Origin of the sequence: Variovorax endophyticus, assembly GCF_025376855.1 — a bacterium.
In the GTDB taxonomy this organism is placed as follows: Bacteria; Pseudomonadota; Gammaproteobacteria; order Burkholderiales; family Burkholderiaceae_C; genus Variovorax.
This window is the reverse complement of sequence record NZ_JAHUTH010000019.1, coordinates 17,988-39,690: the sequence shown is the minus strand read 5'-3', so window position 1 is coordinate 39,690 and position 21,703 is coordinate 17,988. Positions and strand designations below refer to the sequence as shown.

General features: G+C 63.2%; 21 protein-coding genes. 14 read left to right on the top strand and 7 right to left on the bottom strand.

The annotated features are described in order from the left end of the window. Window positions 1–24: 24 nt before the first annotated feature. Window positions 25–804, top strand: coding sequence for a response regulator transcription factor (locus tag KV106_RS23475; protein WP_261212693.1), 780 nt, complete (start codon window positions 25–27; stop codon window positions 802–804). A 102-nt stretch (window positions 805–906) separates the two neighbouring features. Here the strand turns inward: KV106_RS23475 and KV106_RS23470 are convergent, their stop codons facing one another. Then, the gene (locus KV106_RS23470) at window positions 907–1,950 is read right to left on the bottom strand and encodes a relaxase/mobilization nuclease domain-containing protein (protein ID WP_261212691.1); all 1,044 of its coding nucleotides are present in this window, start codon (window positions 1,948–1,950) and stop codon (window positions 907–909) included. A 64-nt stretch (window positions 1,951–2,014) separates the two neighbouring features. Then, window positions 2,015–2,299, bottom strand: coding sequence for a hypothetical protein (locus tag KV106_RS23465; protein ID WP_261212690.1), 285 nt, complete (start codon window positions 2,297–2,299; stop codon window positions 2,015–2,017). A 534-nt stretch (window positions 2,300–2,833) separates the two neighbouring features. Here KV106_RS23465 and KV106_RS23460 point away from each other — a divergent pair. Next, complete coding sequence (locus tag KV106_RS23460) at window positions 2,834–3,073, top strand: hypothetical protein (protein WP_057591516.1); 240 nt, start codon at window positions 2,834–2,836, stop codon at window positions 3,071–3,073. Window positions 3,074–3,865: 792 nt separating this feature from the next. Beyond that, entirely contained in the window at window positions 3,866–4,804 is a 939-nt protein-coding gene (gene sigJ / locus KV106_RS23455) for an RNA polymerase sigma factor SigJ (RefSeq protein WP_261212689.1), read from the top strand. Window positions 4,805–4,820: 16 nt separating this feature from the next. Here sigJ and KV106_RS23450 read toward each other — a convergent pair whose 3' ends face one another. After that, window positions 4,821–5,273 carry a carboxymuconolactone decarboxylase family protein gene (locus KV106_RS23450; RefSeq protein ID WP_057591514.1) on the bottom strand — a complete coding sequence of 151 codons (453 nt, stop codon included), beginning with the start codon at window positions 5,271–5,273 and terminating at the stop codon, window positions 4,821–4,823. Window positions 5,274–5,736: 463 nt separating this feature from the next. On the opposite strand from KV106_RS23450, the gene imuA reads away from it, so the two are divergent. The 4 genes from imuA (at window position 5,737) to KV106_RS23430 (ending at window position 11,907) form a co-directional block, all read left to right on the top strand. After that, the gene (gene imuA, locus KV106_RS23445; RefSeq protein WP_261212688.1) at window positions 5,737–6,579 is read left to right on the top strand and encodes a translesion DNA synthesis-associated protein ImuA; all 843 of its coding nucleotides are present in this window, start codon (window positions 5,737–5,739) and stop codon (window positions 6,577–6,579) included. Beyond that, window positions 6,521–7,888, top strand: coding sequence for a Y-family DNA polymerase (locus tag KV106_RS23440; protein WP_261212687.1), 1,368 nt, complete (start codon window positions 6,521–6,523; stop codon window positions 7,886–7,888). The genes imuA and KV106_RS23440 overlap by 59 nt, the downstream gene beginning before the upstream one ends. Window positions 7,889–7,897: 9 nt before the next feature. Further along, entirely contained in the window at window positions 7,898–11,017 is a 3,120-nt protein-coding gene (locus tag KV106_RS23435) for an error-prone DNA polymerase (protein WP_261212686.1), read from the top strand. A gap of 521 nt (window positions 11,018–11,538) precedes the next feature. Further along, window positions 11,539–11,907 carry an H-NS histone family protein gene (locus KV106_RS23430; protein ID WP_261212685.1) on the top strand — a complete coding sequence of 123 codons (369 nt, stop codon included), beginning with the start codon at window positions 11,539–11,541 and terminating at the stop codon, window positions 11,905–11,907. Window positions 11,908–12,152: 245 nt separating this feature from the next. On the opposite strand, the gene KV106_RS23425 is transcribed toward KV106_RS23430, so the two are convergent. The 3 genes from KV106_RS23425 to KV106_RS23415 form a co-directional block, all read right to left on the bottom strand. Next, window positions 12,153–13,025: an SDR family oxidoreductase gene (locus tag KV106_RS23425; protein ID WP_261212684.1), complete on the bottom strand. Its 873-nt coding sequence runs from the start codon at window positions 13,023–13,025 to the stop codon at window positions 12,153–12,155. Window positions 13,026–13,603: 578 nt separating this feature from the next. After that, the gene (locus KV106_RS23420) at window positions 13,604–14,293 is read right to left on the bottom strand and encodes a glycosyltransferase family 2 protein (RefSeq protein ID WP_261212683.1); all 690 of its coding nucleotides are present in this window, start codon (window positions 14,291–14,293) and stop codon (window positions 13,604–13,606) included. Between the two features lie 71 nt (window positions 14,294–14,364). Further along, window positions 14,365–16,788: a catalase gene (locus KV106_RS23415; RefSeq protein ID WP_261212831.1), complete on the bottom strand. Its 2,424-nt coding sequence runs from the start codon at window positions 16,786–16,788 to the stop codon at window positions 14,365–14,367. Between the two features lie 184 nt (window positions 16,789–16,972). Between KV106_RS23415 and KV106_RS23410 the strand changes: the two genes are divergently transcribed. Genes KV106_RS23410 through KV106_RS23400 form a run of 3 tightly spaced genes read left to right on the top strand, consistent with a single transcriptional unit; the run spans window position 16,973 to window position 18,298 of the window. Next, complete coding sequence (locus tag KV106_RS23410; RefSeq protein ID WP_261212682.1) at window positions 16,973–17,722, top strand: Crp/Fnr family transcriptional regulator; 750 nt, start codon at window positions 16,973–16,975, stop codon at window positions 17,720–17,722. After that, window positions 17,719–17,937, top strand: a complete 219-nt coding sequence (locus tag KV106_RS23405; protein WP_261212681.1) for a hypothetical protein — start codon at window positions 17,719–17,721, stop codon at window positions 17,935–17,937. Before KV106_RS23410 ends, KV106_RS23405 begins: the two co-directional genes overlap by 4 nt. A gap of 7 nt (window positions 17,938–17,944) precedes the next feature. Beyond that, on the top strand, window positions 17,945–18,298 hold the full coding sequence (locus KV106_RS23400; RefSeq protein WP_261212680.1) for a hypothetical protein: 354 nt from the start codon (window positions 17,945–17,947) through the stop codon (window positions 18,296–18,298). 63 nt (window positions 18,299–18,361) lie between these two features. Here the strand turns inward: KV106_RS23400 and KV106_RS23395 are convergent, their stop codons facing one another. Continuing rightward, the gene (locus KV106_RS23395) at window positions 18,362–18,661 is read right to left on the bottom strand and encodes a hypothetical protein (RefSeq protein ID WP_261212679.1); all 300 of its coding nucleotides are present in this window, start codon (window positions 18,659–18,661) and stop codon (window positions 18,362–18,364) included. A gap of 213 nt (window positions 18,662–18,874) precedes the next feature. Here KV106_RS23395 and KV106_RS23390 point away from each other — a divergent pair, with 213 nt between their 5' ends. The 4 genes from KV106_RS23390 (at window position 18,875) to KV106_RS23375 (ending at window position 21,499) form a co-directional block, all read left to right on the top strand. Next, entirely contained in the window at window positions 18,875–20,251 is a 1,377-nt protein-coding gene (locus tag KV106_RS23390) for an RAD55 family ATPase (RefSeq protein ID WP_261212678.1), read from the top strand. 16 nt (window positions 20,252–20,267) lie between these two features. Further along, window positions 20,268–20,714: a response regulator gene (locus KV106_RS23385; RefSeq protein WP_261212677.1), complete on the top strand. Its 447-nt coding sequence runs from the start codon at window positions 20,268–20,270 to the stop codon at window positions 20,712–20,714. A gap of 288 nt (window positions 20,715–21,002) precedes the next feature. Next, complete coding sequence (locus KV106_RS23380; RefSeq protein ID WP_261212676.1) at window positions 21,003–21,239, top strand: hypothetical protein; 237 nt, start codon at window positions 21,003–21,005, stop codon at window positions 21,237–21,239. 50 nt (window positions 21,240–21,289) lie between these two features. Next, window positions 21,290–21,499: a DUF3606 domain-containing protein gene (locus tag KV106_RS23375; protein ID WP_261212675.1), complete on the top strand. Its 210-nt coding sequence runs from the start codon at window positions 21,290–21,292 to the stop codon at window positions 21,497–21,499. Window positions 21,500–21,703: the final 204 nt, after the last annotated feature.

Genomic DNA, 21,703 nt, shown 5'->3' with positions numbered 1-21,703 from the left:
CGCCGCGGCAGGAGAATCAGAAAGATGGAGACGAACGAACTGGCCACCTTGGCCCCGATGCGGGATGTCTGGGCACCCCAGGCGATCCTCGACCTGGGGCGGCCGATGTTTCACGCGACCTTGCTGCGCGGGCTCCACGAGGTGGTGGGTGTGGATCACATGTCCCACCTGCGCTACGACCGCACGGGCCGCATCGGCTATGCGCGTTGCGCGAGCCTGCTCGATCAGTCGATGATCGAATGGACCACGGACGTCTATGTGAATCGGCTCTATCAGCGCGATCCCAACTACCAGCGCGTGTGCGAGTCCATACGCGATCCTGTCTCGGACGTGCAACTGGTATCGGTCTCGCCCGAGAGCATTCGAGATCGCGAGTACCGTCAGCAGTTGTTCGAGAAGCCTGGCTTCGCAAGCAAGATCTCGTTGTTCGGTACCTGGGGCGAGCGGACTTGCTACATCAACCTGTACTTCTCGCGCGCGGTGTCGAGCAGAACCACGGCGCTGCTGCGCTACTGTGGCCCTTCGTTGATCGCCCTGGCACAGCGCCATGACGAGTTCGCCACGCAACCGCCGCCGTCGATTTCCGCGGTGACCATCGACATGGCGTCACTCTCCGTGCGTGAACGGCAGGTCGCCGAACTTCTTTGGCGCGGCCACACGGCCAAGGAGGTCGCCCGCGCGCTGAACCTCTCGCCCACCACCGTGCTGACTTACAAGTCCCGTCTCTTCGAGAAGACGAACTCCGCCAACCTCAAGGAATTCCTGCTTCGCTCGCCCGGTCGAGTTCACGGCGCAGTTCACTAGCCCGGACTTCGCATCTTGCTGGTTCGGCAAGCCTCGAGAATCGCTGTCTCCCCGTGCATGGTGTTGAGCCCGAAGGAGGCGTCAAAGTGCCGAAGTTGGGTTTCATCGCGTCCGGGGTCCTTTGTCATGGGCCAGAGCCGTCGGGTCCGGGCGGCGCTCGGCCTGCGTCTTCCAACGTTCTGCGAGCCATCTGGCGTCGGTCTGCACTGCAGGCATGCTCGCGACAAAGCGATCGACCTGCACTGCCAGTTCGGCCTCGCCCTGCCGGCGCAGCTGCTGAGCCGTGGCGCGCCAATCATGGAGTACTCCTTGTCGCGTGCGTTGCATCGCCTCGAGACCTTGATCGATGACGTGCTCCTGGGTGCCGAGGAGACGAAGCACTTTTTCGATCTTGGCTTGCATGAAGGTGGAAGTCTTTGGCGCCTGATGCTGGCTTTTCTCTCCCGGTGGTAACCGAGCGGCCGCCTGGAGCGCCTGCAGGCGGTGATGGACTGCCGTACTGTAGGGGGTGCGAATCTGTCCACGCACCTGCCTGGCGGTCGCGTTCGCCGTCACGCCTTCCTCGCGCAAGAGTGCCGCGAACTGCTCACGCCACTGCCTGAGCGTGGCTTTGTAGATGCACAGCCGCTTTGTTGGCTCGTACTCCTGCTCGCTTTTGACGACCAGATGGACGTGCGGATGCGCCTGGTCGACATGCAAGGTCATCGCGTATCGGTGGCGCTGCCCGAAGTTCGTGCGTGCGAATGCGCGCACGGTCGTCAGCAGCTTGTCCGACGGCGTACCTTGCGGCATCGATAGCACGATGTTGTGAGCGACCTTGGGACGGCTGTCCGTTTGACCTTTGCGCGGCTTGGACTTGTACTGACCTTTGCAGAGCTCCAACTGCCAGTCGCTTGCGAGTTCGCGAGCGGCGTTTCTTCCTTGATGGGTGCGTCCTTCATCGTCTTCGAGGGGGAGTTTTCCCTGCCGGCCGATGTAGTCCAAATGGACCTGAACGCTGGAGGCGTCGCGTCCGCCGCCGGTCACTTTCACCATCACCTCTGGTGCACGATCGACCGTGCGCCGGATCTGCGCGATCTCGTCGGAACTGAAGCGCAAGACGCCGCCTGGCCCCTTGCGACCATAGCTCACGATGTCCAGCGACATGTCGGGTGTGGTCCCGAACGGTGCGGCGCCCTGCCGACTGGCTTGCGCGTTTCTCGCAGGCATTTCAGTCCGGCGCGCCGGTTTCCCAGCAAATCAGGTTTCTGCGAACAACGGCCGCCACTTCTTCGCGCGCTGTTTCCACCTGGCTTCGGGCCTCCTCAAGCAACTCGCCCACTGCCGTGGGCACTCCGACCGGCGTGTTCGGCGTGCCGAACGACTCGAGTTGCCGTCTTAGCGCGGCCAGGTGCGCGCAGAGGACCTTGAGCTGTGTCAGTTCGCAAGGGGGTGGCACCGCCGAGCGGCGTACATGGTTGCGCACCAGCAGGACCAAGTAGCTGCTGAGCTTCATGCCGCATGCTTCGGCACGCAGCGTCGCCAAGGCGCGGTCACCCGGCCGAAGGCGAAGTGCGACGCGAGGCAGGGTTGAATCGTCCGCCTCGAGTGCAGGCGTTGCATCCTTTTCGGGGTGGGCCTGTTCGTCTGAGTTCGAACTTTTGAGAACCTCGTTCACCATCCGTGCGAGCAGGTGTGACTCGCAGAGGCCATGAAGTGCTGCCAGCGCGGAAAAGCGTGCCCGAGTTTCCGATGACACGCGGGTTCGGATTATGCTGGGGCGACAGTTGGAAGTCATTGCGCGACGACAACGTTCGATAGTTCAGTTGAACTCTATCGATTCACTGTCGACGGACAAGGACTTTGCGGTCGAACCCTCGAAGGCGTGCGCGGAAGCGCTCGCGCCAACGACGCTGCTGGGCGAGGTACCGCGCGGTTCGAGCTAAGTGTTGATAGCGTATCGCTCTGGCACTTATCGGAAATGGTAGTGGTTCAAAATGTGCTCCCACCCCAAGCTCGCGGCCTGAACGAGCTCTCCGTGATGCCCAGAATGCCGAAAGCCACCCGAACTGCTGAGCAGCTGCAAGAGCTGCTACTGGAGAGAATCAGTCGAATCCCAGGTCTTCGAGGCGAAGACACGGACGTCTACAGAGGCGGCGTGATCTGGATGGAGGCCGGCGAGGGGTACCCGAACTGGACCGTCCGCGTCATGAGCGATCGAGGTACGCATCGCAATGACATCGCTCGTGCCATCCGCGAACTCCAGTTGAAGTTCGATCTGGAGGCATGAGAGGTGCCGGCATGAGGATCAGACTCTGTGCATGCTCACCGCCCTCTTTGCGTCAGGAGCGGCGGCCTCTGATGGTTTTCCATGTGGAATTGCCAGCATCAAGCCGCTCAGAGGCACCGTTGAATTCGCTTCAATGGTCAAGCCTACTGGTACATCACGGCGAGCCAGCTCCAGTACATAAGCGGGTCAAAAATCATTGTCAACATCGAGGATGGCGAAAACTTTCCCTCCGTTGAAGCGGATGCTCTGTATGTCCCAGACGGTTAGCAACTGCAGCTCTGGATTCCACACATGTCTTGCCGAGTCCGTGTCAGCCTGAACACAGAACTGCCAGGCGTGTACGTGACTGAGAGCACGGCGGGCGTGCTTGGCAAATCAAACACTGGAGAAGTTTTTTACCCTTTGCGTGACCTGCAGACAGGACGGATGACGGTCAGTGGTCCAATTATTGCCGGTGTGGCCAGACACGTGCCCTAAAACCGCCGCGCTGCCTTGGCAGCGAGCTCATGCAGTGGGGTTGGGGTGTAATTCTTGGATCAACTCGACAAACGGCGTGCGGTTCTGGGGGCTCGGTTGAGATCCCGTCCCATGCGCTACAGCCGTTGCCATCCTGTTCAGATTGGCTCACTTATGCTCGGTGAGTGAGCGTCCAAGCGCTCAGCAATGGCCGCTTTCTGAGGCAGTCCAAACGCGGTCGCAAGCCATTGGGCAGCAGTTCTGGGTGCGAGATGCAGATCCGTAGGCCAGCGCTGCAGCGCATTCGCAGATGTCTGGGATACGATTGATGAGTTCTTGAACCTTCTGACTGGTAGGCAGGATTTGTCCGACGTTTTTGAACAGGTGCGGCATCGTCTCTATTCCATCGGGTATCGAATGTTGGCTTCCGCGCACGAGGCAGAAGATCTGGTTCAAGACGCCTGGCTGCGATGGCATGAATTCCGCAGGGAGAGCCAAAACAAGGTGCTCAATGCCGAGGCTTGGCTCGTGAAGATGACGACTCGGATGGCAATCGACCGGCTGCGCGCGGCGAAGCTAAGGCGCGAGACCTATCCAGGCTATTGGTTGCCCGAACCGCTGCTTGAGGATGACCACACCAATCCGGAGGAAATCTACTCGCTGGCCGACGACGTTTCTGTAGCATTTCTGATTCTTCTTGACCATCTCTCACCAGAGGCCCGCGCCGCATTTCTTCTGCGCGAGGTCTTCGATGTTGACTATGACCAAGTAGCTCAAATCTTAGGGAAAACAGAAGCGGCAGCGCGACAGATCGTGCACCGTGCACGGCGCGAACTGGAGAAAGCTCGCGCAAAAGATCCGCGCCCGCCGGCATTGCCCGTACGCAACGAGCACCAACACCAGGTGCTGCGGGACTTCGCTCATGCGATTTCACGTGGCGACTTCGCGGGGCTGCAAGCTCTTCTTGGCGAACACGCTAAGCTGTTCAGTGACGGCGGTGGCTTGGTCCCGAGCTTTGGTACGCCTCTTCTGGGCGCACGTCGCATCGCTTTGATGTACTTTGCATCACACCGCCGTTATGGCGGGGCGATGCAGGTCCAACTGGTGAAGCTCAATGGTCGATGGGGCCTATTGCGCTACATCGACGGGCAATTGGAATCGGCGCAGTCCTTTGAGATCGGCGACCAGCAGATCCAAAAGATCCATGTGCAGCGCAACCCAGAAAAGCTGGCGCGTCTTGCCGCCACTCTGGTTCGCTTGCCTGCAGTCGTGTGATGGCAAGGGCTGGCCGTTATTCGACTTTCGCACGGGGTTTTAGACGGAAACTGACGCCGAGGCGGTTGATGGCGTTCATGGTTGCGATCGTGAGGGTAAGGTCGACCAGTTCCTTCTCGCTGAAGACGGCCGCTGCGGCTGCATAAGCTTCATCGGACGCATGCGTTTCACTGACCAGGGTCACTTCTTCGGCCCACGCGAGGGCTGCGCGCTCTTGATCCGAAAACAGGTAGGCCGCTTCGTGCCACACCGGGACCAGCACAGCCTTGTCGACCGACATACCCGACTTGATCAAATCGCGTGTGTGGATGTCGATGCAATGGGCGCAGCCATTGATCTGGGAGACCCGGAGAAAAACCAAGTCGATGAGCTGAGCCGGAAGGTCAGTGTCCTTGGTGACGAAGTGATGAAGGCCCCCAATGGCCTTCGCACCTTCGGGCGAGACTTGAAACCAATTTGCGCGTTGCATGATCTTTCTTTCCTTTTGTGTGAAGACTGGCAACATCACCAGCCTTCGCTTGTAAGACGGCCGACATCGACTTGTTGTGACATGCCCGCCGGAGCATTCCGGCATTCCCACCTTGAAGTCGTGGCTGCGATCGTTGTCGCGTTGCCAGTCATGTGTCAGCAGGCTTTTCTTGGTCCGGCGCCTGGAAGTTGAACGAAGGCTGCGGGCGCGACATTCCGCCCCAGTTCGGCCGCCAGTCGCGCTCCCCTTGTACCTCCCACGTGCCGTCGCGTCACTCGAAGACTTGCTCCTGATGTTCGCTAGGCGTTGCGTTGTGGCAGTACGCCTCTGGGGCCTGATGCAACGCACAGAAACTCCAGGGGTGCTGCGTTCGCACCTCAAAAACCCGCCAAATTTGTAAACCTTCTTGCTAAACGGCTGGAGGCTCAAGGATACTGTATTTCCATACAGCATCGGAGTCCACATGATCGCCTCCCTGTCGTGGGTGGGTGGCGACGACGCGTCCCCCACCCCTTTCGCTTCCCATGCACCGCGCGACCCGAAAGGCCGCCCGCTCCTCCTTCCGCACGCGGTGGAATCCGCGATCTGGCGGGGGGATGCCCTGGGTAGCCCCGTGACCCGCGTCCTCAGCAGTGGCTTCGAGGCCCTGGACGCAGAACTGCCCGGTGGTGGGTGGCCTTGCGGTTCGCTGACCGAAGTTCTGCAGGTGCAGGCGACGGTTCTCGAATGGCGGCTCTTCGCGCCCGCCGTGCGTGCGCTGGTCTTGCAAGGCAAGCAGATCGTGGTGGTGGGGCCTCCCAAGGCTCCGCATATCCCAGGGCTTGTTCATCTGGGACTCGACGAGCGTCATCTAGTCTGGATTCACGCGGACAAGCCCGTGGAGCGGCTGTGGGCGATCGAACAGCTGCTCAGGGCCAACGCAGCGGGCATGGTGCTGGGATGGGTGCCGCAGGCTCGTCAGGAACAGATTCGTCGCCTGCAGGTTGGCGCGCAGAGCTGCGACGCGCCGATCATCCTCTTTCGACCGGCTGCGGCCGCGCACGAGGCGTCGGCGGCGCCGCTGCGCCTGCAAGCGCGATTCGGCATCGATTGGGAACTGCGAGTGCAACTGCTCAAGCGCAAGGGGCCCTCGCACGATACGGAGCTGCGTCTGCCATCGATCCCCGGTGGTCTGGCGGACATCCTCACGCCGCGCCTGCAACACCCGAGCCGTCTGATCGCGGCGCGTCATTCCAGAGAGTTCCCTCATGCTGTGGGCAGCATTGCTCCCGGACAACCTGCCGGACGATCCGAAGCCGCGCACTGAAGCGCTCGACGGTCTGGCGACCTGGTGCCTGCAGTTCACCCCGCGCGTTGCCGTCCTCGAAGCGCTTTTGTCGTGTCCCGGCGTCGTGATGGAACTCGAGCAAAGCTTGCGACTTTTTGGCGGCAAGCGCCGGTTGGTGGAGCGGGTGCGCGAAGAGTGCGTCGATCTTGGCGTGCGACACCTCGCATGGGCGCCCACAAGCTTGGCCGCGCTCGCACTCGCGCGAGCGGGCGTGTCCAATGGCTTTGCGAAGCCCTTGGCGCAACTGTTGGATGCATTGCCGCTGGAGACACTCACGCAGGTCGCCGTGCACCAAGCCACACTGGCACGCCTGGGTTGCCAGACCTTGGGACAGGTTCGAGCCCTACCGCGCGGTGGCCTGAGCCGGCGCTTTGACGCGCAGTTGCTTGGAGCCCTGGATCAGGCGTATGGCTTGCGCCCTGACGGTCATGCGTGGACCCAGCTGTCGGAAACTTTCCATGCGAAGCTCGAGCTGATGGCGCGTGTGGAGCATGCGCCGGCGATGATTTTCGGTGCTCGTCGACTGATGCTGCAGATGGCGGGGTGGCTTCTGGCACGGCGCTCAGGCGTGACTGCCTTCACCTTGCGCTGGTGCCATGACGCCATGCGCTCGAAGGCGGCAGGTGATGGCGGCGAAATGACAGTGCGAACGGCCCATGCCACGCGCGACACCGAACACCTGATGCGGCTTCTGGCTGAGCACTTGGTCAAGGTCGAACTGCTGGCGCCAGTGGGCGATCTGGAGCTGGTGGCCAACGAGGTGCACCCGTTGGAGGAAAAAAGCTTCTCCATGCTGCCTGAGACGAAGCAGTCGGGTGAGAGCCTGGCGCTCGTCCTCGAGCGCATCGCCGCACGCCTGGGGCCGGACCGCGTGTTGCGCCCGGTCCTCGTCGAGGACCACCGGATGGAATGGATGTGTCGTTGGCGACCGGCGCCCGAACGCGCGCCTCGCATCGGGTGCAGGCCGCTTGACCTGCCGCAGCCGAGCTTCATGCTCGCCAAGCCGCTGCGTCTTGCCGTTCAGGACAACCGGCCGATCTACCAGGGTGTGCTTCAACTGCTGGCGGGCCCCCATCGCGTGGAGGGCGGCTGGTGGGATCGCACAACAGGTGTCGAGGCCGGCAACAACGAGGGAGCGTTTTCCGCCGTTCCGCCGCCGGAGACCACTCGCCATGTCGCACGCGACTACTGGGTGGCCGTGAGCGAGCATGCCGGTGTGCTATGGATTTTTCAGATGCGCCTGGCCCGGGAAGAGATCGCCTGGTTTCTCCATGGCACCTTCGCTTGAGGGCTCTAAATGCAACTGCCCCTGTATGCCGAGCTGAAGTGCTTGAGCAACTTCAGCTTTCTTCGTGGGGCAAGCCGCCCAGAGGAACTGGTCGAGCGCGCGAAGAAGCTTGGCTACTCGGCCTTGGCGATCACGGACGAGTGCAGCCTGGCGGGCGTGGTTCGCGCCCATGTTGCCGCCAAGGAGCACGATATGAAGCTGCTGATCGGAAGCCAGTTCCGAGTGGACACGGAGGGGGCGCATCCCGACGCGGTTTCCTTCACGCTCACCGTGCTCGCGTGCCATCTGGAAGGTTATGGCAACCTGTCTCAGTTCATCACCAAACTGCGCCGTGCTTGCGCGAAGGGAAGCTATCGCCTTGATCTGCAGGACATCAGGGGGACCGAGCTGGACGGCTGTGTCGTCTTGGCTTCGCCACAGCGCATGGCCACTGCCGTCCAGCTCGAATGGATCGGGCGCTGGCTGCTGGCCGAGTTCACAGGGCGTTGCTGGTTCGCGGTGGAGAAGCTGCGATTGCTAGACGACGAGATGTGGCTGCACCGATTGGAGCGCGTCGGCCAGGACACGGCGATTCCGCTGGTGGCTGCCGGCGATGTGCATTTTCATGTTCGCTCTCGCAAACCGCTCCAGGACGTGATGACCGCCACGCGGCTGGGCAAGCCATTGACCGAATGCGGGCTCGACCTGCAGCCCAATGCCGAGCGGCACTTGCGAACCCGTTTGCGCCTCGCCCAGACCTACGGCGTAGAGCTGCTCGCGCGCACGCTCGAGGTCGCCCAGCGATGCAGCTTCAGCCTGGACGAGTTGCGTTACCAGTACCCTGACGAGGTGGTGCCCGCAGGGGAAACACCCGCCAGCTACCTGCGCCGAATCACCTATGAAGGGGCGGGCCGCCGCTGGCCGGACGGCATTCCGGCCGCGATGCACACGCAGATCGAGCACGAGCTTGCGCTGATTGCAGACCTGGGCTACGAACACTACTTCCTCACGGTGGCCGACATCGTGGCCTTCGCACGGTCTCGGCACATCTTGTGCCAGGGCCGCGGCAGCGCCGCCAACAGCGTGGTCTGCTACTGCACGGGTGTCACGGAAGTCGATCCGGGCCGCATGAGCGTGCTGTTCGAGCGATTCATCTCCAAAGAGCGCAATGAGCCGCCCGACATCGATGTCGATTTCGAGCATGAGCGCAGGGAGGAGGTGCTGCAGTACCTGTATCGGAAATATGGACGTGATCGCGCAGCGCTCACGGGGGTGGTGATCAGCTACCGTCCCAAGAGCGCCATTCGCGATGTCGGCAAGGCGCTGGGGATGTCACTGGAGACAGTGGACGCGCTGGCCAAGGGGCATCAATGGTGGGATGGCGCCCAGGTTCACCCCGAACGGTTGCCGGAAAGCGGCCTCGCGCTGGATTCGTTGCAGGTTCAGCAACTGATGCATCTGACGGGCGAGCTCATTGGTTTTCCTCGGCACCTGAGCCAGCACACCGGCGGCTTCGTGCTCACCAAGGGACCGCTGTGCCGCATGGTGCCGATCGAGAACGCCGCGATGCCAGATCGCACCGTGATCGAATGGGACAAGGATGACCTGGATGCGCTCGGCCTGCTCAAGGTCGACTGTCTGGCGCTGGGCATGCTGACTGCGATACGCAAGGCGCTGGACTTCATCGGGCAGCGCAAGGGCTGCGTGTTCAGCGTGCAGGACGTCCCTGCCGAAGACCCTGCCACGTACGACATGATCTGCAAGGCAGACACGGTGGGCGTTTTCCAGATTGAGAGTCGCGCACAGATGAGCATGCTGCCCAGACTCAGACCTCGATGCTTCTACGATCTGGTGATCGAGGTGGCCATCGTTCGGCCGGGGCCGATTCAAGGAGGCATGGTGCATCCGTACCTCAACCGGCGCCAGGGCAAAGAGCCCGTGGTCTACCCGAGCGAGGCGCTGCGCGAAGCACTGGGTCGCACGCTGGGCGTTCCTGTGTTCCAGGAGCAGGTGATGCAGATCTCGATCCTGGCAGCAGGCTTCACCCCTGGGGAAGCCGACGGTTTGCGTCGCGCGATGGCAGCGTGGCGCCGCAAGGGTGGCCTGGAGCACTATCACACGAGAATCGTCGAAGGCATGAAGGCGCGTGGCTACGACGAGGGCTTCGCGCGCGCCATCTTCGAGCAGATCAAGGGTTTCAGCGAATACGGCTTTCCCGAGAGCCATGCCGCTTCGTTCGCCCTCTTGGTCTACACGAGTTGCTGGATCAAGTGCCACCACCCGGCTGAGTTCCTGGCGGCGATGCTCAACTCGCAGCCACTGGGCTTCTACTCCCCTTCGCAACTCGTGCAGGATGCGCGCCGCCATGGCGTGGAAGTACGAGCGGTCGATGTCATGCACAGCGATATCGACTGTACGCTCGAGGACCTGGTGCATGAACCGGCGGTGCGCCTGGGACTGCGGATGATTACCGGCTTTCAGACTGCTTCGGCGCAGCGTGTTGTCGATGCTCGCGCGCAATGTCCTTTCGACAGCGCCGAGGACCTCGCGCTGCGCGCAGGGCTGGAGCGTCAGGAAATGAAGCGGTTGGCTGCCGCGGATGCGCTGATGAGTCTTTCGGGACATCGGCGGCAGCAGGTGTGGGACGCGGCCGGGCTGCTAGCGGGGCCCGGAATTCTGCGCGAGGCGCCGATCGACGAGGACTTGCTCGAGCTCGCTCCTGCGCCAGAAGGCGAGGAAATCATGTTTGACTATGCGTCGATAGGCTTGACGCTGCGCAGGCATCCTTTGTCCTTGCTACGGGAGCGCTTGGCGCATCGAGGAATGATGACCGCGGAAGAACTCAATACCGTGGGCAACGGAGTGCAGGTCAGCCATTGCGGCATCGTGACGTTGCGGCAGCAGCCCGACACAGCCAAGGGAACAATCTTTGTTTCCTTGGAGGATGAAACGGGCGTCGTGCAGGTGATCGTGTGGAAAGGCTTGAGGGAGTTGCAGCGAAGCGAACTCCTGGCCTCCAAACTGATGGCGGTGCACGGAATCTGGCAGCGCGAAGGAGAGGTCAAGAATCTCATCGCCTCTCGGCTGGAGGACCTGACGCCTTTGTTGGGAAGGCTAGCGAAAGCAACCGAAAGCCGGGATTTTCGGTAGGCGGACTGCAGCCAGAACCCCCTGCGCATGTGTGCCGAGGCCGCCTCGATCAGAAAAATGCCATCGAGTTGGAGAACAGTCCGATGGAATGAATGAGCAACGAAACCGGTGAGACTTGCGAGTGACGCTGTGCGCGGCAGGCAACGGTTGATGTGGCATCGCGTTGCTCTCACGCGAACGTGCACGACCCGGAACGCCAGCCGTGGTCAGTCTTTTTGGATCACGGTGGCTCATCCCTGGTGCCAGCACCTCTTTCAAGCTCTTGAATTGAGGATTACGTTGGTTGCGTCGGAAAAGTTCGAAGATCATCAGATCTGGCGATGACCGCGCAAGGGATAAGTTCAATCAGGCTGAGATCAGGTTAGGTGGATGGCTCTTCCTTGATCGCTTGACAGTCCGTTTCTCGGAAACAACCCGATGTGTGCAGATTTGGATTCTTTCGATGTATTTCAAGAAAATGGCAAGCCTCACTTTTTTGAGAGCGTCGATATCTATGATAAAAATCGATACCTCAAAATTAAATGAACCACCAAGCAATGGCAAAAAAGACTTTCCTCGAGATTCAAAAGCAAATCGAACAGCTTCAGCAAGAAGCCGATCAGTTGCGCAAACAGGAGTCCAATGAGGTGCTCGCGCGGATCAAAGAAGCCATCGCCGTGTACGGCTTCACCGCTGCGGAACTCGGCGTCGCGGGGGGCGCCAAGCGCGGTCGCACACCGAAGGCCTTATCGGGTAAAGCGGGTCGCAAGTCCTCTGGCAAGGGGGGTGCATCGGCACCGAAGTATCGTGATCCGAACGGCAATGTGTGGAGTGGCCGCGGTCCGCGCCCGGCTTGGTTCAAGGCCGCTTTGGACGCCGGCAAGTCGGCAGAAGACTTTCTCGCCAAGTAGCACTCGGGACTGCCGCCTGCAGGAGGTGGCAACTGTCAAAACCGGACGCTGGGGTTTGCCCCTCGCGCTTGAGGCTCATGAAGCGCGCCATCAGCCGTCAACCAACGCGTGGCTGAAGAGCCTCATGTGACCGCAAACACGCGTGGTCCCTAAGTGGAGGGCGACCTCTCGATCCTGCCCGGAGTGCCTTCCGCAAGGCACAGGAACGAGCGGCGCCGGAGAAAAGGTAAACGTCTGGGACCGATTCAAAGGAACGGCACGCCACCGGTCACGGGAATCGTCGCGCCCGAGATGTAGCTGCCCTCGTCGGAGGCCAGCAACACATAGACGGCCTGCAACTCGCGCGGCTGGCCCGGGCGCTTCATGGGCGTCTGCGTGCCAAACTCCTTGACGTTGTCTTCCGGCAAGGTTGAGGGGATCAGGGGTGTCCAGAAGGGGCCGGGCGCCACGCAGTTCACGCGAATGCCCTTGTCGGCGAGCAGCTGCGCCATGCCGCCCGACAGGTTCTGAATCGCGCCCTTGGTCGCGGCATAGGCCACGAGGGTGGCGTTGGGCTTGTCGGCGTTGACCGAGGCGGTGCTGATGATCGAGCTGCCGGGCTTCATATAGGGAACCGCGGCCTTGCAGAGATAGAAGTTCGCGTAAACGTTGGTGCGGAAGGTGCGATCGAACTCTCCGGCGCTGATGTCCTCGAGCGACTTGTGCGACATCTGGAAGGCGGCGTTGTTCACCAACACGTCGATGCGGCCGAAGTGCTCGAGCGTGCTGGCCACGAGGGCCTGGCACTGCGCCTCCTCGCGGATGTCGCCGGGTGCGAGCACACAGCGGCGACCGGCACCCTCGACGAGGCCGCGGGTGACCTGGGCATCGGACTCTTCCTCGGCCAGGTAGGAGATCACCACGTCCGCGCCTTCGCGGGCGAAGGCCAGCGCGACTGCGCGGCCGATGCCGCTGTCGCCGCCCGTGATAAGGGCCGCCTTGCCGAGGAGCTTGCCGGCGCCCACGTACGAGTGTTCGCCGAAATCGGGGCGCGGCGACATCTCGGACTCGAGGCCGGGCGGTTGTTGCTGGGAGGTGGAGAAGGGAGGCCGGGGGCCCGCGTCGCGTGGATCGGTCATTGCTGTTCCTCTGTGCCAAGGGAAGGGATTCGGTGTTGCGCCCGCCGCATGCGGAGTCGGTGTGCCTGCCGAAGTAGTGATCGCCGATGCTCCCGCCACGGTAGGCGTAACGCGCATGCACGCGTGCGTCGCCACTGGCTTCAAAGGTTCCGCATGCGCGGGCGCAAGCCCTTGCTCTTGGTCGCAAGCGATGGTTCGAAGCCCAGGCGGGTGCGCCTGTTTCTACGAGATTGCTCGCAAAGAAGACGGCCCAATCCCATCGGGAGCGGAGAATCCGCGAAGCCGCCTACGGGCGGCACCAATGCGAGCGCATCGAGCCATCCTGTCCCGAACAATGCCGAGTTGCGGCGCGCTCAATTGAAGGCGCCAGCCAAGCGTGTGGGCGTGCCTGTTTCCGGCTCACTGTTGACCGAAGACGTGGTGGCTTTTGCCGAGGGCGTGATTGCGCTGATAGCGCCGGAGTGGCAAGACTGCCCGCGAGAGCCCTTTGAGCCGTTGCGCAGTACTGTGCCAGGCACAAGGACGAAGGACGCGCCCTCTTAAACGGCATGTTCCCACCTCCTGGGCGTCGGTGGCCATCAGGCGGCCGCCGGCTTGCCGAGGAATTGCGAGGCCACCGCGTTCAGCAGCGCATCGGCGAAACCTCCCGGAGCACGCCCCACCTTTCTCGCGCTCGTGCGAACGCGCGGCCGCGCGCTCCAGCAGATCTTCGAGCCGGTGCGCTCCAGTTCGGTGACCAGGGCCACGTCCTCGCTGCAGGCGAGCTCCTGAAAGCCTCCGGCACGCAGATAGGCATGCGCCGCCACTCCGAGGTTCGCTCCGTGCACATGGCGGTGCCCATCGGCATCGCGGTAGCTCGTGGCGAAGTGCCGTGACAGAAAAAGAGCGTTCTCGCCATGAGGCGTCCAGTCGTCCACCGCGACCGTGCCGCACACCGCATCGGCGTCGAGCGCGAGCTGCTGCGACAACCAGTCCTCGGCGACCAGGGTGTCGGCATCGGTGAAGGCGAGCCAGCGTGCGCCGAGCGCGAGCAGCGCGTTGGCACCGGCCGCGCGTGCCCACCCCACGTTGCGCGCGTCGATAGCCAGAACGTTCGCGCCCGAACGCGCGGCGATCGCGGCCGTCGCATCGCTGCAGCGATCCGCGACCACCATGATCTCCACGCGCTCTCCTCCGAGCAGCGGATCGCTGGCACAGGCCAGTGCGTGCGCCATGCAAGGCTCGATCACCGACTCTTCGTCGTGCGCGGGGATGACGATTCCGATCATGGTTCTGCCTCAGAAGGCCTGGAAGGAGGCCACAAGGAGCTGGCGCGCCAGCGCGACGCGAGAGGAGCGCATCAGTTCTTCGGCGGATCGTTCTCTCGATCGAAATGGCGCAACGGCATGGCCGCGATGAATGCCGCGATCGCCGCATCGGCATCGGAAGCATCCGCGAGCACCAGCCCCGCATCCGGCGAGCCATCGGGCAGCGCCAGCGGGATCTGCGCTTCGGCCAGCAGGGCTTCCGAGGCGCCGAAGGCCAGGATCGTCTTGCAGTGCCAGTACTGCGCGCGCAGGAACTCCAGCGTGTGGGCATCGGCGTCGAGCGCCTCCACCGCCGCGGCGCCATCGGGCAGGACAAGCGCGTCGAACAGGAAGCCCGGCGAGTTCTCCATCGTGGCGTCCGCTTCGAAGCTTTCGCCCGCGGCACCGCTGTAGGTCCCGAGTCTGGCGGCGACGAGGCGCGGCACCGCGCCAGCCTCGACCAGCGCACTGATGAGCTTCGCGAGCGACGTTCCTTCCACGCCATGCGCGATCAGGATCGCTACCTTGCGCGTGCGGATGCCGCCATCGCCCGGCCGGGCCAGCAGGGACAGCGGCGGCGAGACCTCGACTTCGGGCCGGAGCGGGTTCTCGAGTGCCTTGGGCAGAGGCGCGGGCAGTGCCATGCCCAGGTCCTGCGCAAGCCGCGCCGCCAGTTCGGGCGATGCATTCGCGAGGCTCGCGACCACGCGTTCGCGGATCGCGGGCACCGTCACCTTGGACAACTCGAAGCGGAAGGCATTGCCGATGTGCGCTTTCTCGACCTCCGACTGGCTCTCGAAGAAGAGCCGCGCCTGGGTGTAATGGTCGGCGAACTTCTCGGGCTTGATGCGCACCTTGTCCGCGTTCTCCTTCGCATCGAGGCGCCTGGCGACGCTCGTAAAACCCTGCGCGGCGCCGGCCTGGAACGGGCAGCCGCCAGCGAGCGAGTTGGGCTCGTAGGCGACGCGGCCGCGGTGGATGGCCTGGCGGTGCATGCCGTCGCGCTGGTTGTTGTGCACCTGCGCGACCGGGGCATTGATCGGCAATTCGTGGAAGTTCGGCCCGCCCAGGCGGCTGATCTGCGTGTCCACGTAGGAGTGGATCCGGCCCGCCAGCAGCGGGTCGTTGGTGAAGTCCAGGCCGGGCACGATGTGCGCGGTGCAGAAAGCCACTTGCTCGGTCTCTGCGAAGAAGTTGTCGGGGTTGCGGTTGAGCACCATGCGCCCGACGATCTGCACCGGCACCAGCTCTTCGGGGATCAGCTTGGTCGCGTCGAGGATGTCGAAGCTGAACTGCTCGGCCTGTTCCTCCGTGAAGATCTGCAAGCCCAGTTCCCACTCCGGGTACTCGCCGGCCTCGATTGCCTCCCACAGGTCGCGGCGATGGAAGTCCGGGTCGGCGCCCGAAATCTTCACCGCCTCCTCCCACACCAGCGAGTGGGTGCCGAGCTTGGGCTGCCAATGGAACTTGACGAGGAAGGATTCGCCCGCGTCGTTGACGAGGCGGAAGGTGTGGACGCCGAAGCCCTGCATCATCCGGTAGCTGCGCGGGATCGCGCGGTCCGACATCTGCCACATCAGCATGTGGGTCGACTCGGGCATCAGCGAGACGAAGTCCCAGAAGGTGTCGTGCGCGCTCGCGGCCTGCGGCATCTGGTGATGGGGCTCGGGCTTCACCGCGTGGACGAGGTCGGGGAACTTGATCGCGTCCTGGATGAAGAACACCGGCATGTTGTTGCCGACCAGGTCCCAGTTGCCTTCGTCGGTGTAGAACTTGACGGCGAAGCCGCGCACGTCGCGCGCCGTGTCCTTGGAGCCGCGTTCGCCCGCGACGGTCGAGAAGCGGACAAACACCGGCGTGATTTTTCCGGCCTCCTTGAAGGGCGCGGCCTTGGTGTACTTCGTCAGCGGCTCGTAGGCTTCGAAGAAACCGTGCGCGCCCGAGCCACGCGCATGCACGATGCGCTCGGGGATGCGCTCGTGGTCGAAGTGCGTGAGCTTCTCGCGCAGGATGAAGTCCTCGAGCAGCGCCGGCCCGCGCGCGCCGGCCTTCAGGGAGTTCTGGTTGTCGGCGATCGGTACGCCCTGGTTGGTGGTGAGCATCTGGCCCGAAGAGTCCACTCGCACGCGGTCCAGCGAATCGATGGTCGCGTTCACGCCCTCAGGGGCTGCGGTTCCCGTCTTCGCCGAGGCATTGGCCTCCGAGAGCGTGCTGCCGGTGGCCAGGCGCGATGCCGGTGTGGCGGTCGCGCCCACGGGCGCGGACTGCGCGTTCGCGATGCCATGCTCGAGCGCCTTGTTCGGATTGCCGGGCATGGCGGCGGCAAGGGCCTGCGCATCGATCGCCTTCTGCGCCGGAAGGTCGTTGCTTCCGGCGGCCGCCGGTGCCGGTGCGGCGGGTCCGCTGTCGGTGTTGCGTGCCGCCGCACGCGCCGCATCCAGGGTGGCAACGGAAGGGGTGACTTTTTTCTTGGACATGAGGCCTCGCATGGAGATGGGTCGTGGGAGGAGCGCGACTCTGAGGACGGGCGGGGATCCCGTGCGTAGGACAAAGCCCTCTTTGACCCATATTCGTCGCATAGCGCTCGCGCAGCTGCAAACTTGATCCAGGTTAATGCAGCACGCCGCGAAGCGGTGCACCATCCGACTTAAGGAATCCTCCATGCTGACCGATGACGTACTTCGCAACCGCGCTGCAGAAATCTCAGATGCCGAGCGCAACCTGCTCGAAGGTGCCATCTCCCATACACAGACCTACGCGGCCGGCAGTGTGGTCGTTCGCCAGGGCGTGCCAGTCGACATCAGCACGCTGCTCGTCGAGGGATTCATGACACGCCATGTCGACGCACCCGATGGCAGGCGCCATCCCGTCGCGCTGCATGTGCCGGGAGACTTCGTCGACCTGCACGCCTATGCGCTGAAGGAGCTCGACCACGATGTCGCCGCATTGACCGACGTTACCGTCGCAGTCTTTCGGCATGCCGCGCTGGAAGATATACAGGCATCCGATCCAGGTCTGGCGAGGCGGCTGTGGTTCCTCACGCTGCTGGACGCGGCGATGCACCGGCAGTGGATCTACCGCTTGTCGAGCCTCAACGCGCTGCAGCGCGTGTCGCACTTCCTTTGCGAGACGCACGCCCGCCTGCTGGCGATCGGCGCATCCGACGGGTATGCCTTCTCGCTGCCGATGACGCAGGCCGATATCGGCGAGGTCTGTAGCCTCACGAATGTCCACGTGAATCGCGTGCTGCGCGAACTGCGAGAAGCCGGGCTGTGCAATGTCCGCGGCGCAAGCGTGCAGATCCTGGACTTGAAGAGCCTGGTCGAGAGAGCGCGGTTCGACCCCCAATATCTGTACCTGAACCAGCAGACCGCGGCACGCGCGGTTGCACGAACCGGGAGTTCCGCATGACCGATCGCCGCACCGTGCCCGGGCTGCGCGAAGATGCCGGCCACGCCACCGCGGAGGATGGCGTGGTGATTCTCGATGGACCCAATGGCGTGGCCGTGACGATGACGGCGGATGCCGCGGCCCTGACGGCGGAGCGCCTCCACGCGGCCTCGTTGCTGGCGCGCGAGCAGATGGCTGCCACGAAGCCGGGAAGCGAAGGTCCGCCGAGTGCGTAGGAAGGCATTGAGCGAACGCGAGCTGCGCGTGCTGGCCAGCATGAAGCTGCTGGCATCCTTCGAACAGCAGCAACTCCCCGCTGAGTGCACCTCGAGGGATGACGTCGAGCGGCTGCTCGGGCTGCACGCGGCCAAGCTGCTCAAGGCAAGCTTCGACCCTCCGATCCGCGAACTTTCGGGGGAGGTCTACATCGCGCGCGCATGCGTGTCGGAGGTGACGGCGGAAGGCTTTTCGGCCCTCGCGCGCGCCCGACGCCAGCAGCCGGAGCATTTCGATGACAGGTCGCCGCGGCGGCCGCGCGCGAGGCGACTGTCGAAGATCGGCGACGCCGCGGGAGAAGAGAAGACCGGGCCCGCTTGAGCGACGCCGACAGCGCGTGGTGCTGCCGCGCGCTACCAGTTGCGCAACGACACGTCCATCCCGCTAGCGGAAGGATTTTCGTGCGTAATTTACTGCTCGCGGCCCTTCGCGCACGTCGCCCGCCAGGTCGATCAGCGCGGCCATGCCATCGGTCAATGCGTGGTTCCAGTGCCTGCATGGCTTCTGGCTCTCGAGCATGTCGACCCAGGCCGCCCCCTCGGTGCCCTGCTCGAGCAGCACCCAGAAGTAACGGCCCGGGGCGGGCTCGATCACGTGCACGGAAATGTGCCGCAAGCGGCTCGCGGCCGGCCCATCGCGCATTGCTGAACGTTCGTCTCCCGTGCCTTGGGCATCCTCGGCCATGTGTATCTCCTAGGGCGGTTTCGACAAGAAAGCGGGAACCCTCGGTTCTTTCGTCGCCGCGGCACGTAGGCTAGCCGCGCTTCCAGCGGCAAGGGAGTTCCGGCGCGTGCGGCTCGGGCCAGGACGCCGCCTCGCTGGCGAAGCGTTGCACAATATGCGGCGGCGCAGAGGTGAACTCGAGCGCCATCTCCTCACTCTCCGTATGTGCCCAGAATGAAAAGACTGCCCACCCATGTCGACGGCTTCGACAGCATCCTCAACGGCGGCTTGTTCGAAGGAGGCGTCTACATCTTCGAGGGGCCACCGGGCGTGGGAAAGACGACGCTGGCGAATCAGATCGCTTACACGCTGGCTCGCCGCGAGACCCGCACGCTCTACGTCACCATGCTCGCGGAATCGCATTCGAGAATGCTCCAGCACATGGAAGGGCAAATTTTCTTCGAACAGCGCGAGGTCAACGCCAAGGTCTTCTATGTCAGCGGCTATCGAGAGCTCGAGCAAGGCGGCCTGAAAGCGGTGGTTGCCTTGCTGCAAGGCGAGCTTCTCCGTCACCGCCCCGGTTTGCTCGTCATCGACGGTCTCGTAGTGGGCGGGCCGGTCTCCATGTCGGACGACTCGGTGAGGCAGTTCGTGCATGAACTCCAAAGCCTTGTGAGCGCGATGTCGTGCACATGCCTCGTGCTGACGAGCGGCAACGGGAATGCCCTGAGTGCCGAGCAGACGATGGTCGATGGCATCTTTTCCTTTGAGGACTACGGTTTCCACTGGCGGGCCGAGCGCCGCATGCAGGTGCGGAAGTTTCGCGGCAGCCAGGTCATTCGCGGCCGGCATACCTTCTGCATTTCTTCGAGCGGCCTTCAATTTTTTCCGCGCCTGGAAAGTCTTCCTATCACGGCATCGCCTGGAACCCTGGGGCCGGAAGCCCTCTCGTCCGGAATACCGGCGCTCGATGCAGTCCTACGGGCCGGCGGGGTTCTTTCCGGCAGCGCTTCGGTGGTCATCGGTCAGAGTGGAGCCGGCAAGACCACTCTGGCGCTCGCGTTTGCTGCAGCAGCAACTGACGACGCGCACGGTCTTCTTCTGCCGTGCACGGAACTGGTGGGGGACTTGAAGCGCATGGGGCAGGAGTTGGGACTGGCCGTCGCGCAAGCCGCTGATTCCGGTGCGCTCACCGTTCAACCGCTCGGTCACGAAGACGAATCCATGGATGAGATGGGGCACAAGCTGCTGCGACTGGTCGACGAGTTGAAGGTCCGCCGATTGGTCGTGGACGGTCTGGCTGGCATGGCCGACACCCTGGCTTTCTCCGAACGGGGCTATCGCTTCCTGGGGCGCCTGCTCGGGGAGCTCAAGTCTCGAGGCGTGACATCGCTGTTCACCGTGGATCCCGCCGCCCTTTCGGCCGCGGCCGCCTCGCCGCTGGCGGAAGGCGTGGTCGGCTGGTTCGACAACGCGTTCGAGTTTCTCCCGCGCGACAGGCATGGTGCACGAATCCTGTCGATTTCCAAGGTTCGCGGCAGCCAGGCCTCGCAAGCGACAGTGGATGTGAACCTGAACCTGCTCGATGCCGGCGGGCAGCCGAGCGTCTGATCGAAAGTCCGTCCCGATGAAACTCATCCTGGTTGTCGAGGACGAATACGGTAACGCTCAGATTCTCCGGCTCCTGCTGGAATCGGAAGGCTACCGCGTTGCTTCCGCCTCCAATGGCAAGGCAGCGCTGGAGCTTCTCTCGGGCGAGGTCCCCGCCTTGATTCTCTCGGACTTCATGATGCCGATCATGAACGGCGGTGAACTCGGCGAAGCCGTGCGCCGCAACCCCGCGCTCTGCCGCATACCTTTCGTGATCATGAGCGCCACGGACGAAGAAGTGGTGCGCAAAGTCTTTCGCGGCTACGACGCGTTTCTCGTCAAGCCCTTCGAAATCGATCCACTGCTTCTGTTGATCGAGCGCCTTGTCGCGAACGGGCGTCCGCCGCCGCCGCGCAGCGAAGAGATCGGGGAGTCGATGAAGCAGCTGATGCGCGGAATCAAGTTGCCCGGGTCTTCCGACTGAGCATGGTTTCTTGCCGGTTGAATCGATGACCACCGGCTGAGCGTCCTACGCCCGCTCGGGCGAACCCCGCGCGTCGCCGGGCCCGCCCGCCTCCTAGCTTGTCGAGGCGATCACTTCCGGGGCCTTCCGAGGCCTCCTCATGCACGCAGCTTCTTCCTTCCGCACGGTGCTCTCATCGGGCTCTTTTTATGTTGCGAGCGCAGTGGCGCAGCTGCCGTTGGCGATGGCCCGAACCTGGTGTGCACCGTGGTGCTCGATCCGTCGCCGGTCAACTACCTGGAGATCCGAATGACCAACGAACATGCTTTTGTCTACAGGGGCCATGCGTTCCGGCTGGTGCTCGAGCCCGACCCGCGCGGACAATACCAAGTCGCGGTGGACTGGATGACGCAGCCCGACCAGGCCAAGCGGCTGCCGCAGGACGCCGATCCTTACGCGACCGCCGAAGAGGCCCTGCGGCACGGCCAGCAGCAAGCCATGCGGTGGGTCCATGACCGCACGGGCGACGGACAGGGGCAGACCTAGAAGGCTGCTCTGCAGGACTTTTCCATCCATTTTTTTCTACAGGAGACACCATGCCATCCACGAATCCGCCATCCCAGTCCATCGATGCGAAGAGCGCTTCGGACATCGAGCAACTGGCCCGCAAGCTCGACGCCACGCACGAGCAGGTCGAAGAAGCCATCCGCGCCGTGGGTACGAACGCCTCGGACATCGAACTTCATCTCAAGGGATCGCGCAGCACCACCAATGCCGAGCGAACGGACGAGGCTGGCAAGGGCTGACCTTGTGGAGCTGGCGCTGGGGGACTGAACGTACTGCGCTGCGTCGAAGCGCCCTCGGCTTCCTTATTCGCGAACAGGAACGCGCTTGTCCTACGTCCATGCCGTCGCGGGCTTCAAGAATCGATCTCTTTCTGGAGGCCCACCATGCACATTCGAAGGCCGCTTGCGCTTCTTTCACTCTCGCTGGTTCTTGCAACACCCTTT

Excerpts from the sequence above, each read along its gene's own strand:
- KV106_RS23460 (WP_057591516.1), top strand. The coding sequence starts at position 2,834 with ATGCCGAAAGCCACCCGAACTGCTGAGCAGCTGCAAGAGCTGCTACTG.
- KV106_RS23385 (WP_261212677.1), top strand. The coding sequence starts at position 20,268 with ATGAAACTCATCCTGGTTGTCGAGGACGAATACGGTAACGCTCAGATT.
- KV106_RS23380 (WP_261212676.1), top strand. The coding sequence starts at position 21,003 with ATGACCAACGAACATGCTTTTGTCTACAGGGGCCATGCGTTCCGGCTG.
- imuA (WP_261212688.1), top strand. The coding sequence starts at position 5,737 with ATGATCGCCTCCCTGTCGTGGGTGGGTGGCGACGACGCGTCCCCCACC.
- KV106_RS23425 (WP_261212684.1), bottom strand. The coding sequence starts at position 13,025 with ATGACCGATCCACGCGACGCGGGCCCCCGGCCTCCCTTCTCCACCTCC.
- KV106_RS23390 (WP_261212678.1), top strand. The coding sequence starts at position 18,875 with ATGAAAAGACTGCCCACCCATGTCGACGGCTTCGACAGCATCCTCAAC.
- KV106_RS23410 (WP_261212682.1), top strand. The coding sequence starts at position 16,973 with ATGCTGACCGATGACGTACTTCGCAACCGCGCTGCAGAAATCTCAGAT.
- KV106_RS23450 (WP_057591514.1), bottom strand. The coding sequence starts at position 5,273 with ATGCAACGCGCAAATTGGTTTCAAGTCTCGCCCGAAGGTGCGAAGGCC.
- KV106_RS23475 (WP_261212693.1), top strand. The coding sequence starts at position 25 with ATGGAGACGAACGAACTGGCCACCTTGGCCCCGATGCGGGATGTCTGG.
- KV106_RS23430 (WP_261212685.1), top strand. The coding sequence starts at position 11,539 with ATGAACCACCAAGCAATGGCAAAAAAGACTTTCCTCGAGATTCAAAAG.
- KV106_RS23405 (WP_261212681.1), top strand. The coding sequence starts at position 17,719 with ATGACCGATCGCCGCACCGTGCCCGGGCTGCGCGAAGATGCCGGCCAC.
- KV106_RS23420 (WP_261212683.1), bottom strand. The coding sequence starts at position 14,293 with ATGATCGGAATCGTCATCCCCGCGCACGACGAAGAGTCGGTGATCGAG.
- KV106_RS23375 (WP_261212675.1), top strand. The coding sequence starts at position 21,290 with ATGCCATCCACGAATCCGCCATCCCAGTCCATCGATGCGAAGAGCGCT.
- KV106_RS23395 (WP_261212679.1), bottom strand. The coding sequence starts at position 18,661 with ATGGCCGAGGATGCCCAAGGCACGGGAGACGAACGTTCAGCAATGCGC.
- KV106_RS23435 (WP_261212686.1), top strand. The coding sequence starts at position 7,898 with ATGCAACTGCCCCTGTATGCCGAGCTGAAGTGCTTGAGCAACTTCAGC.
- KV106_RS23470 (WP_261212691.1), bottom strand. The coding sequence starts at position 1,950 with ATGTCGCTGGACATCGTGAGCTATGGTCGCAAGGGGCCAGGCGGCGTC.
- KV106_RS23415 (WP_261212831.1), bottom strand. The coding sequence starts at position 16,788 with ATGTCCAAGAAAAAAGTCACCCCTTCCGTTGCCACCCTGGATGCGGCG.
- KV106_RS23440 (WP_261212687.1), top strand. The coding sequence starts at position 6,521 with ATGCTGTGGGCAGCATTGCTCCCGGACAACCTGCCGGACGATCCGAAG.
- KV106_RS23465 (WP_261212690.1), bottom strand. The coding sequence starts at position 2,299 with ATGAAGCTCAGCAGCTACTTGGTCCTGCTGGTGCGCAACCATGTACGC.